The organism is Chitinimonas sp. BJB300, from assembly GCF_002735695.1.
Lineage (GTDB): Bacteria > Pseudomonadota > Gammaproteobacteria > Burkholderiales > Chitinimonadaceae > Chitinimonas.
Map to the genome: position 1 here is coordinate 26,343 of NZ_PDZH01000038.1, position 10,688 is coordinate 37,030.

Genomic DNA, 10,688 nt, shown 5'->3' on the forward strand with positions numbered 1-10,688 from the left:
GGGGATCAGTCCTCTTTTGTGATCAACACTGTGGCTTACCACTCTCTATAACACGATATTGTCAGCGGCCAAGTGTTCGCCAGATGACATATCTACTCTGCAAGCGGGGCGTGCACTGATGTGCCGTAGCCCCGTATTTTTTTGGAAATGTTTCACTATGGATAACCCACAACACCGCCATATTCGCAGCTTCGTGCTGCGACAAGGCCATTTTTCTGAAGCGCAGACCCGTGCTGTTGAGGCCGGTTTGCCGCTTTGGGGCGTTGATTATCGCCACGACCTGGTCAACCTGGATGCGGCTTTTGGTCGTACTGCACCCAAGATACTGGAGATTGGCTTCGGTATGGGAGGCGCAACCGTCGATATTGCAGCGGCCCGTCCCGATAACGATTTTCTGGGCATTGAAGTGCATGGTCCTGGGGTTGGAAACCTGCTCAAGCTGATAGAAGAAAAGCAGCTCAGCAATATCCGAGTGATTCGCCATGATGCAGTTGAAGTGGTTGAGCATATGTTGGCCGAGAACAGCCTGGATGGTTTTCACCTTTATTTCCCCGACCCGTGGCCAAAGAAGCGCCAGCAAAAGCGTCGCCTGGTGCAGCCCGAATTTCTCGAACGCATCGTCAAACGCCTGAAACCGGGTGCGTACATCCACATGGCGACGGATTGGGAAGACTATGCCGTACAAATGCTGGCCGTACTGTCAGCCAACTCGCAACTGGAAAATACAGCCGAAACCTACGCTGAGCGCCCGGTTTGGCGGCCGCTGACTAAGTTTGAACAGCGTGGCCTTAATCTTGGCCATGGGGTGTGGGACCTAATGTTCATCAAGCGTGTTGTCTGATAGCCTAATTTTCGATGTTGCTGTGTGGCCGTGCGAGTGAAGTAGGTACTCATAGAGTGCCGGGGCAAAGGGAATAGAAGTTTGCCTAAGTATTTCAGTCGAGCGTAACTGCCGAGATAGCCGATTTCAGGTGAGTTCCCTCTAGCCACACGCCATCCCTTATAAAACGAAGGCTTTTTTCAGCAGAGCCGACGTTTTTTGATTATTGCCGTCCAATGCCCGCTTGAACCGAATAGACGATGATGCTTTTGCCTAGGTCTCGTCCGTGCATGGCTTTGCCTGTGGTTGGGGCGGGTTCGCGGCAGCACAAGCTGTTTTGCGCTTTAGCAATGGGGCGCGTTATTTATTCAAGGAGTAGGTATGAAGAAGATGATTGTGCCGTTATTGTTGGCGTTATTGGCAGGTAATAGTTATGCAGCGGGTGTGGGTGTACGCGCGGGCACCATGGGTTTGGGTGGTGATGTCGCTTGGAGCATCTTCCCGACTTTTTCAGCCCGCGTGGGTTTTAGCGCGTTGAATTTGAATGGTAAGGTCAGTGAATCGAACGTTGAATACGACGCGCGAATGAAGGTCAACAATCTCAGTGGCCTGATCGATTGGCACCCTGTGGGCCCCTTCCGCCTGACAGCGGGTCTGGTTTCGGCAAACAACAAGTTTGTCCTTAACGGCAAGCCTACCAATGGCAATTATCAAGTCAATGGCAATAACTATAACGCCAATGGTGTAGTCATCAACGGTGAGGTCAAGGGCAAGAACCGTATCGCCCCTTATCTTGGCGTGGGTTATGGCAATGTGGCAGGGATGGGTGTGAATTTCTATGGTGACCTGGGTGTGATTCTGCAGGGGGGGGCAAGTGCTAAGTTGGGTGTGAGTTGTGGCTCGAACTTATCGACAGCTGATTGCAGCAGACTTACCAATGACCTGGATGCAGAACGCCGTAAGCTGGAGGATGGCGTGAAAGGCTTTAAGGCTTGGCCTGTGGTGAATGTGGGTTTGACCATCGGTTTTTAAGAACCTATCTAAAGTTTGCTGCGCGTCGGCAATATGGCGTTGAAAACACCTTCGGAATGCTCATTTACCACTTGTAAACTCCGCTTCCTCGGCTGTTTTCGCCTTATCTTGCCTTAGCTCGAGAGACTTTAGACAGGTTCTAAGGCGCTGCGCTTGTCTTTTCGTAATTTGCTATTCGGAAAAGACTGAGATGCGCCATATGTGGGTGTATCAATCAAAACGGCGACCTTGGGGTCGCCGTTTTTGTTGGAAGGACTTAACAATCTACTTCACTCACCGAGCTGCCCCTAAAGCCCATGGCGGCACGGCCCAGATTCAGGCGGGCCGACTTGGGAACATTACGAACCATCAACGTGGTGCTTTCCCCCTCCCCGCCCTTTTCACGCATTGATGCTGAGCGTACGCCTTGCTGCCTCAGCATTTCCAGCCGGCGTTGCGCTGCTTCGCGCGTGGAGAATAGGCCAAGCGATACGGCGCGGCTCCATTGTGAACCATCGTTGACCACAAAGAAGTCGGTAATACCGAGCCCTTTGAGTTCCTCGGTTTTCCGCTGGGCTTCTTCCAAGGAAGCGCGTGGTGAGATATAGACCCAGAAGCGTGTCGGGCTGGCGGCTTCATTGTTGATCAGCTTTACTTCACCCCCCAGTTCCAGCGCCGATAATTTTTTGCGTGCATTGGGCAGGTCAGCAGCCAATAGGCCGTGCCAGGCAAAACAAGCCAATGGGCCGGAAGGCGTTGGTTTTGTCTCCGGCTTGGGTTGTTCTGGCTTGGGTTCTGGTTTGGGGCTTGCCGTGGTGTCTGGGGTTGCAATAGGGGCGCTGCCGGGAAGCTCTGAAGTGTGATGCTCGGTTTCGGCGGATGGCGAGCCATTGAACGCAATTTGTTTAAGCTGATCGGCGTTGATCTCACGGCTATGCCGGCTTACGGATGGGGCAGGTGCTTCCAACTGGGTGTACGCATAGAACAGCGCATTGCCGATGAGCAACAGTACAAACAGCCATTTCATTGCTGGGTTTCCTGAAGAGGTTCAATTCGCGCCAGATAAGCTAGGCCGCGCAATACCAGATTATCAACGGGCATCAGCTGTTCTGCCAACGCAGGTGGCAGCTTACTGGTGATGAGGGCTGCATCGCCGCCCGATAGAACAATACGCACGGGGCGGCCAGTTTGTTGTACTAGTTGTGCATATTGCCCGGCGATGGCACCTGTTAAGGCGGCAAGCGCGCCGTTGATGATGGCTTCTCCGGTGGAACGTGGGAAAGCCACCGGTGTGCCATCGGGCAGCCCAAGGTCGGCGGTGCCCCGAGCCAGCGCTTCACGCATCAGCCGAAAACCAGGGACGATAAGGCCACCCAGAAAATCGCCTTCGGCGCTGAGCGCGTCAACCGTCATCGCCGTGCCGGCCATCACCACCAAGGTGTCGCCAGAGCTTAGTGACCGAGCGCCGATCATGGCGGCCCAACGGTCGGGGCCGAGTTGGCTTGGTTCGCGGTATTGATTACGCAGGCCGGCTTCTGTGGGTTTGCTTCGTAGCCATTGGATGGGGAACCGAGGGAATTGCGCTTCAAGCCCAGCGGCAACATTAGGGCCTGCCACATTGCTGCCCAGGATGGATTCAGGCGCTGGTAAAGCAGCCAATTCGGCATGCAGCGCCGCCAACGTGGTGTAGTCGGCAATGCCTTCGGCCAGCCATTCATTGCCTGACAGTAGCGCCCATTTCAGCCGTGTATTACCGGCGTCCAGCAGCAGGCATGTGCTCATATCGCGCTCCGTAGGCTGATTTCACCGCTATGAAACTGTTGCTCGCCATTTTCGGTTTCAAAGCGCAGCGCGCCATGGGTGTTCACCCCACGGGCGGTTCCCTGGAGCACATCTCCATTCGGCATCAGCAGCCGGACAGCTTGATTCTGCATGGCGTGATGAGATTCCCACTCCTGTCGCAGCGGCGCGAACCCATCGCGCTCAAAAGCAGGCAACAGGCAAGCCAGTTCGCTCAATAGGGCCGCCAGCAGTGTATTGCGATCACCGGGATAGCCTAAGCTGCGCAGCGCATCTACGGGTTGGTCGACTGCCTGGCGCGCTTCTTTGCACAAGCCTACATTCAGGCCAATGCCAATGACCACGGCAGAGGGGCCCAGCGTGTCGCCGGAAAGCTCGATGAGGATACCGCCGAGTTTGCCGGTGGATGTGACGATATCATTTGGCCATTTGAGCGCTGCACCGTGTATCCCCAGCTTTTGCAAGGCGCGCACAACCGCCAGCCCAACGGTGAGGCTCAGGCCGGATAGATCGGCCATACCCAGGTTGAAGCGCCACAGCAACGAGAACATCAGGGTGTCGCCGGGTACGCCATGCCAAACCCGGCCTCGCCGTCCCCGCCCGGCTGTTTGGCGCTCTGCGGCATAGCAAAGACCGGACGGTGCGCTAGCATGAGCCTTGGCTATCAATGCGATATTGGTCGAGTCAATCTCGTCAAAACAGTGCAGATCAAAAAACCGGGCTTTTTCAGCCAGCTGCCGGGCAACGATGGGTTCATCCAGCCAGTCCAGCGGGCGGGTGAGCTTGTAGCCGCGGCTTTTTACCGCCTGGACCTCAACCCCTAGTTCGGCGGCACTCTTCAGCGCCAGCGATACCGATGCGCGGGATACACCGAGCGCCTCAGCCAATTGAGGGCCGGGGCGAAAATCCTCGTGCGATAACAGGCGCAATAGGGGGAAAGGGCTCATGCCGGGGCTCGGGTAAGGCGTGAATACAGCACAGCAAAGCTAAAGACCCATACCGTCAGGGCGACTTCGATCAGGGCCAGATAGCGCAATGTGCCGCTATCGCTCCAGCCGCGCATGACGCCTTCGATAAACCAGAGCAGGATGAACATCGACAGCCATTGGTAGGTATAGCGGCGGCCAAACAGCACGCCCGGCAAGGGTAGCAACAAGGGGATGGCTTTCACCCACAATAGTGAGCCGGGCCGCAACGGGGCTAGCCATGCTTCCCACAGAAAGCACAGGGCCAATAGAGCCAGCATGCCGGCGAGGGTGCTGTTACGGCTCAGACGGATCAGGTCGCTGGTTTTCAGATTATTGATCATAAAGGGCGGACCAATTTCAGCGTGGTTTCAGCTAGTCGTTTACCCAAAGCCATGGCAAGCGCCTTTTCGTGTTCATCGATAGTGCGGCGGCCATCGTGGCCCGCTAGATGGCTTGCACCATAAGGGGTGCCGCCACCTTGGGTTAATGTCAGCCCGGGTTCGCTGTAGGGAATGCCCAGTATGCACATGCCGTGGTGCAGCAGCGGCAACATCATGGTCAACAGGGTGGCTTCGTTACCCCCGTGTGGGCTGCTGGTGCTGGTGAAGACTACCGCAGGTTTGCCAGCCAGCGTGCCAGCTAGCCAATCACCACTGGTGCCATCGAGGAAATATTTGAGTGGGGCTGCCATATTGCCAAAACGTGTCGGGCTACCTAGGGCTAATCCGGCGCATTCTTTGAGGTCAGTCAGCTCTACATAAGGCGCACCGGCTTCCGGCACGGCTGGCTCTACGGCTTCCACCACGGTTGAAACGGCTGGTACGGTGCGCAAGCGAGCCTGGCAGCCGGGTATAGATTCAATACCGCGAGCAATAAGCTGCGCAAGTTGTTTGGTCGCACCGTGGCGCGAGTAATAGAGGACCAGGATATCGACCATGTGGCTGCTTCAAGAAGACAATAAAGGCAGGATTATAGGGCTTTGCCATCCGGCATATTTCATGGATAGTCGAGTCCATTCCCGAATTTTTGCTTTATATAAGTAATGACCAGATTGTCCCACTACCGCCGCAATGTCACCTCCCGTCTGCCTGCGCCGCTGGACTTTGCGCTCTTTGTGCTGCGTCGCCTGCGTGATGACCGCTGCCTGGAAGCCGCTGGCAGCCTGACATTCACCACGCTGCTGGCATTGGTGCCGTTTCTGACGATTGCCCTGACCGTGGTGTCGGCTTTCCCGATGTTTGATGACTTTTCCAGCCAAGTGCGGATTTTCCTGTTGAAGAATCTGGTGCCTGACTCGGCTGGCAAGGTGATTACCGGGCCGATGCGCCAGTTTACCGAGAATACCGGCAAGCTCACCGCAGTTGGCATGGCAACCTTGGGTGTGACGGCGTTGGCCATGATGGCGACGATAGACCGCGCTTTCAACCGGATCTGGCGCATCCGTCGTCAGCGCCCCTGGTTGTTGAAGACGCTGACCTATTGGGGTGTATTGACGCTGGGCCCGCTTTTGCTGGGGGTGGGGTTGACGCTGACAGGATGGATTTCCGGCAAGGCAGGCGTCGATAGCAGCTTTGCCACATTGATGCAGGGCAGTGGTTTTGTACTGGCCTTGCTTGGTTTCACGTTGTTGTACCGGGTGGTGCCCAATTGCCCGGTGCCGCAAAGCCATGCCACCATCGCCGCTTTTTTCAGCACTTTGTCGCTGACGCTGATGAAGGGGTTGTTCGGCCTTTATGTGAAGAAATTTGCCACCTTCAAATTGGTGTATGGTGCGTTCGCCAGTCTGCCTATCTTCCTGCTCTGGCTGTATCTGATCTGGGTAATCGTGCTGGCGGGTGCGGTGCTTAGCGCTAGCTTGTCCTACTGGCACGGTGAGGCTTGGCGCAAGCGGGCAGACCCTGGGCAACGTCTGTACGATGCGGTGCGGCTGCTATTGAAGTTGGAAGAAGCGCGGGGGCAAGATGCTGTGCCCAGCTTGGGTCGACTGCGCCGGACGTTGGCTCTTGGGCAGGATGAGCTGCATGAGTTGCTTGAATTGCTTTCGCAGAAGGGCTGGGTGCAATCAACGCGTACCGATGGTTGGTTACTGGCCTGCCCTTTGGAGCACATCAAGCTGCAAGCGCTTTACCACCTGTTGGTTGCGCGGCCGGTTGTCCCGCCACGCGCTGCCGATGGCTTGCACGTGGTGCTTTCCGAACGCTTTGACCTGATTGACCTCACCTTGGATGTGAACCTGGCTGAACTGGCGCGCTTGCAATACCGCAAAGATGCTGAGCACGTCGCCCAGGATGAAGCATTGGCCCCGCTAGGCTAGAGGAGACTCGTCAGGTGAGCCACATGGGTTGATGGTGCCTTATCTTGCAGGGTGCGTTATTCGCTCTCGCTATACTCAAACAGGTCAAACCCAACGGCCTGTTCAACCAAACGGGCAGCGCGTACAAGCTGTTCGCCATTGTTGGTGTAAATCGCCAGTTCACGCATTGGGGTAAAAGTGCCACGCGGTGCCAAAATCAGCGCCGGTCGTTTGATGGCGGTGATTTCCGGCAGTTGGAGACATGGCTGGAGTGTGCCGCCAGCATGGGTCGTGGTCGGTCGCACCATGCCGGAGTTACCGCTCGGCGCGAGTATCTGGATACCTACCTCTACGGCATCGCCTGTCTCGGTGGTTTGCATCCAACGTATGCAGGCCACCATCCAATCGTCCGCCCCTTGGCTGCGCAAGCCTACGACATCGCCCACACGGTAGATGCCGCTCTGGGGTAAGGGCTTCAACCGCAGTGCAAAGCCCCCAGGGCTTTCGTTCAACAAAATCCAGGTGTCGGGTTGACCATGCACGCCTTCCTGAAAGGTCAGCGGGTTGTCGGTAAGGGGGAGGCTATCGTCCAACGCCAGTGGTTCGAACAACGGTTGGGCATCGTTCAAATGAAAGGTAGTCATGCGCAGGCCACCTGTCATTTGCACTTGGCTGTTGGCGCGGATGCGTTGAAATATCCGTTTGGGAGAGATGCTCCATTGGCGTGATACCCGGCGCAGCAAGTCCATCCAAGCCTGTGCCTTGCTGCGATCACTGGCGGTAGGCAGTTTTTGCTCCACCGCATGCAGCGCCTTATTCAATAGCTTCGCCATTTCGATGGTATCGAGCATGATGGAGCTGCTGGCCTCGACATCCTGCGGGCGTTGACCAAAGAAAGCCGGTGGCAGATCCTGGTCCAGGCGCACCAGAAAAAGCCCAGCAGGGTGAGGGTTATCATTCAACGCCTGGAATTGCGTTGCCGAACCATAGTTCTTGATCAAATCTTTGATCTTGTCGTGCTCAAGCGGGTGGTAGCGATAGGGGTCGGATAACGCCAGCAGCAAGATCTGCTTGTAGCAACCACCGATGGTCTTGTTTTGATGGTCGACCCCCTCTGGGCTGTCAATCATTTTGTGCTGGATAGCGTAGCGGAAGAGGGCGTGGGCTTCCAGCCAAACGCCTGCCGGTACCGGGCCATAGCTCTTGCAACATATCCACATCAACCGCTGGTAAGTCGTTAGCAGGTGGTGGATCAACTCGGGTATGTCGCGTTTACCAAAGCCAAAACGTGCGCTCAGGCGTTCATGCAGCACCAGTTTGTAACCATTGGCCAGTTCCAGCTGCAGATTGCGCGCCAGTACGGCGGCATGTTTGGCTTTTTCCTTCGCCGGGGCGGTGGCGCAGGCGTAGATGGCCTCCAGCGGTACATCCAGCATGTTGATGGTTGTCTGGTAGTGCTCAAGCAGTTTCAGGCGGCTTTCGCCGTCGAGTTTGATGCGATTGAGGGTTGTCAACGAATCGAAGATGGCGCGCGCGGTTTCCGCGGTTTGGGCGGACGATAGGGACACCAGCCAAGCCTTTACGGCACGGGGGTTGGTTTCGACAGTGATAGCGCTGCCGGTGATGGGTTCCGGCACGCGTAGTGCATTGAGCATGGACATCTGCGGGTGGATGCGCTTTTTTATCTAGAGAATTAAGTGTTGCCTTCCGGCAAAGCTATGTCACTTGAGTTCGATGATGTATTCACTGTAGTTGGTGATGGTATCGAGCCTCGTCAAGATTTCGTCGGGCGCCATATCATCTTACTGTGCGTAATCCGATTAGGATTCAAGCTTGGCAATAAATCCTCATATCGCCAAGCGCATTGGTTTTTTGTGTATGTTTTCCCGTCACTTAGCACCGGTCTAAAGTCTCGCGAGCCAGGGCAAGATAAGCTGAAAACAGTCGAGGAAGCGGCGTTTACAAGTGGTAAATGCGCATTCCGAAGGTTTTCAACGTCATATTGTTGACGCGTACCAGGCTTTAGACAGGTTCTAAGACAATCCTTCGTCGAGCAAGGCGAGAAGGGTGTTGAACACCTGCTTTAATTCTGCGGCAGTAACGACATAGGGCGGCATCAGATAGATAGTATTGTTGATAGGTCTTAGTAGCACACCGCGTGCCAGCGCAGCCTCAAACAAACGGCCGGCGAAACCGATTTTTGTGTCGATGACGTCAAATGCCCAGATCATGCCGAGTTGCCGTGCGTTTTTTACGCGCGGATGCGCGGTGAGGTGGGCGAAATCTGGTGCGACCGTGGTGGCTTTTTGTCGGTTGGTGGCCAGGACATCGTTATCCTTGAAGATCTGCAGTACTTCCAGCGCTGCCCGACAGGCCAATGCATTGCCTGTGTAACTATGGCTATGTAAAAAGCCCAGACTTACATCATCTGCATAGAAAGCCGCATAGATTTCATCTGTGGTGAGCACGGCTGACAGTGGCAGGTAGCCACCGGTAATACCTTTCGATAGGCATATGAAGTCTGGTTTGATATCGGCTTGCTCACAAGCGAACAAGGTGCCGGTACGGCCAAAGCCAACGGCGATTTCGTCGGCGATCAGATGTACCTTGTATTCGTTGCAAAGCGCCCGAGCACGATGCAGATAGGCTGGGTGGTACATCGCCATGCCGGCAGCGCCCTGGCAAAGGGGTTCGACGATAAAGGCTGCCAGATCGGCGGCATGGGTTTTGAACAATGCTTCCAGGCTATCAGCTGCCCGCCGTGCATATGCCTCGGCGTTTTCGCCTGGTTCAGCCAATCGCCAGTCTGGCGACATGACGCGATGGGTTTGGCGTAAAAGTGGGGCATAGGTAGCGCTGAACAGGGGTACATCGGTGACGCTGAGCGCGCCCAGGGTTTCACCGTGATAACTGTTTTGCAGGCTGACAAATCCCGTTTTGCTGTCCTGCCCGTGGTTACGCCAGTAGTGGTAACTCATCTTCAGCGCAATTTCGGTGGCGCTGGCGCCATCCGAGCCATAAAACGCATGGCCTAATCCGGTCAGCTCACCCAGTTGTTCGGACAGCTCCACCACTGGCTTTTGGGTAAAACCGGCCAGGATCACGTGCTCCAAGGTATTCATCTGGTCCACCAACGCCGCATTGATGCGTGGGTTGGCATGTCCGAACAGATTCACCCACCAGCTGCTGACGCCGTCCAGAAAGCGACGGCCTTCAAAATCAACCAGCCAGGCACCTTCGCCCCGTGCGATAGGTACGATGGGTAGCTGTTCGTGCTTTTTCATCTGCGTACACGGATGCCAGACGGCGCGGCGACTGCGAGCCAGCCAGTCCTGATTAGGTTGCTGCATGTTTTCTCCTTGTATAGCAGGGCCTTTTACCTGCGGGTGGAAGCGTCGTAAATAAAGCGTTTCCCAGAGGCGTAGCGCTGGCGCTATCGTCGGTTGAATAAGCTGTGGATGGCTAGGTGTGTGTTTGAGTTCTGGTGCGGCATGGGGGGGCAGCTTTAATCGTCTAAGAACCTGTTCTAAATAGGACTTACGCAAAAGTCATCACCACATCAGGTTTTCTTGAGTTGTGCCCGCAGGTATTCATCGAGCAAACCGTGTTTGATTCTGTACAGGGTTTGACCCGCTTGTCTCGCCAATTGCGCCAAGCGAGTCCAGACTAAATAACTGATGTTACGCAGTAGCTGCGAGAAGCAGCTGTAACTGATCATAAGCCGCGCGGGAGGCGTTGATCAGTAACTTGCGGCAAAGTGCGAATGGGTTCTTCTGCGTCTTGATGCTCAGGCATT

10 protein-coding genes are annotated in these 10,688 nt (G+C 55.5%); 3 read left to right on the plus strand and 7 right to left on the minus strand.

Features of this window, described 5'->3' with window-relative positions; all coding sequences use genetic code 11:
* Positions 1-157: 157 nt before the first annotated feature.
* Positions 158-841: a tRNA (guanosine(46)-N7)-methyltransferase TrmB gene (gene trmB, locus CSQ89_RS08585; RefSeq protein WP_099405754.1), complete on the plus strand. Its 684-nt coding sequence runs from the start codon at positions 158-160 to the stop codon at positions 839-841.
* Positions 842-1,201: 360 nt separating this feature from the next.
* On the plus strand, positions 1,202-1,852 hold the full coding sequence (locus CSQ89_RS08590) for a hypothetical protein (protein WP_099405755.1): 651 nt from the start codon (positions 1,202-1,204) through the stop codon (positions 1,850-1,852).
* Between the two features lie 256 nt (positions 1,853-2,108).
* Here CSQ89_RS08590 and CSQ89_RS08595 read toward each other — a convergent pair whose 3' ends face one another.
* From CSQ89_RS08595 to wrbA, 5 genes are read right to left on the minus strand one after another with little or no spacing between them, the layout of a single operon-like run.
* Entirely contained in the window at positions 2,109-2,858 is a 750-nt protein-coding gene (locus CSQ89_RS08595; RefSeq protein ID WP_099405756.1) for an SPOR domain-containing protein, read from the minus strand.
* Entirely contained in the window at positions 2,855-3,613 is a 759-nt protein-coding gene (locus tag CSQ89_RS08600) for a type III pantothenate kinase (protein ID WP_099405757.1), read from the minus strand. Before CSQ89_RS08600 ends, CSQ89_RS08595 begins: the two co-directional genes overlap by 4 nt.
* A complete protein-coding gene (locus CSQ89_RS08605) occupies positions 3,610-4,578 on the minus strand; it encodes a biotin--[acetyl-CoA-carboxylase] ligase (RefSeq protein ID WP_099405758.1) in 969 nt (322 codons plus the stop codon). Before CSQ89_RS08605 ends, CSQ89_RS08600 begins: the two co-directional genes overlap by 4 nt.
* Positions 4,575-4,940, minus strand: a complete 366-nt coding sequence (locus CSQ89_RS08610) for a DUF2069 domain-containing protein (RefSeq protein ID WP_186293326.1) — start codon at positions 4,938-4,940, stop codon at positions 4,575-4,577. The genes CSQ89_RS08605 and CSQ89_RS08610 overlap by 4 nt, the downstream gene beginning before the upstream one ends.
* Positions 4,937-5,536, minus strand: a complete 600-nt coding sequence (gene wrbA, locus CSQ89_RS08615) for an NAD(P)H:quinone oxidoreductase (RefSeq protein WP_099405759.1) — start codon at positions 5,534-5,536, stop codon at positions 4,937-4,939. Before wrbA ends, CSQ89_RS08610 begins: the two co-directional genes overlap by 4 nt.
* A gap of 105 nt (positions 5,537-5,641) precedes the next feature.
* Here wrbA and CSQ89_RS08620 point away from each other — a divergent pair, with 105 nt between their 5' ends.
* The gene (locus CSQ89_RS08620; protein WP_099405760.1) at positions 5,642-6,913 is read left to right on the plus strand and encodes a YihY family inner membrane protein; all 1,272 of its coding nucleotides are present in this window, start codon (positions 5,642-5,644) and stop codon (positions 6,911-6,913) included.
* Between the two features lie 56 nt (positions 6,914-6,969).
* On the opposite strand, the gene CSQ89_RS08625 is transcribed toward CSQ89_RS08620, so the two are convergent.
* Complete coding sequence (locus CSQ89_RS08625; RefSeq protein ID WP_099405761.1) at positions 6,970-8,547, minus strand: hypothetical protein; 1,578 nt, start codon at positions 8,545-8,547, stop codon at positions 6,970-6,972.
* Positions 8,548-8,925: 378 nt separating this feature from the next.
* A complete protein-coding gene (bioA, locus tag CSQ89_RS08630) occupies positions 8,926-10,242 on the minus strand; it encodes an adenosylmethionine--8-amino-7-oxononanoate transaminase (RefSeq protein WP_099405762.1) in 1,317 nt (438 codons plus the stop codon).
* Between the last annotated feature and the right edge of the window lie 446 nt (positions 10,243-10,688).

Excerpts from the sequence above, each read along its gene's own strand:
- CSQ89_RS08595 (WP_099405756.1), bottom strand. The coding sequence starts at position 2,858 with ATGAAATGGCTGTTTGTACTGTTGCTCATCGGCAATGCGCTGTTCTAT.
- CSQ89_RS08605 (WP_099405758.1), bottom strand. The coding sequence starts at position 4,578 with ATGAGCCCTTTCCCCCTATTGCGCCTGTTATCGCACGAGGATTTTCGC.
- CSQ89_RS08590 (WP_099405755.1), top strand. The coding sequence starts at position 1,202 with ATGAAGAAGATGATTGTGCCGTTATTGTTGGCGTTATTGGCAGGTAAT.
- bioA (WP_099405762.1), bottom strand. The coding sequence starts at position 10,242 with ATGCAGCAACCTAATCAGGACTGGCTGGCTCGCAGTCGCCGCGCCGTC.
- CSQ89_RS08610 (WP_186293326.1), bottom strand. The coding sequence starts at position 4,940 with ATGATCAATAATCTGAAAACCAGCGACCTGATCCGTCTGAGCCGTAAC.
- CSQ89_RS08600 (WP_099405757.1), bottom strand. The coding sequence starts at position 3,613 with ATGAGCACATGCCTGCTGCTGGACGCCGGTAATACACGGCTGAAATGG.
- CSQ89_RS08625 (WP_099405761.1), bottom strand. The coding sequence starts at position 8,547 with ATGCTCAATGCACTACGCGTGCCGGAACCCATCACCGGCAGCGCTATC.
- trmB (WP_099405754.1), top strand. The coding sequence starts at position 158 with ATGGATAACCCACAACACCGCCATATTCGCAGCTTCGTGCTGCGACAA.
- CSQ89_RS08620 (WP_099405760.1), top strand. The coding sequence starts at position 5,642 with ATGACCAGATTGTCCCACTACCGCCGCAATGTCACCTCCCGTCTGCCT.
- wrbA (WP_099405759.1), bottom strand. The coding sequence starts at position 5,536 with ATGGTCGATATCCTGGTCCTCTATTACTCGCGCCACGGTGCGACCAAA.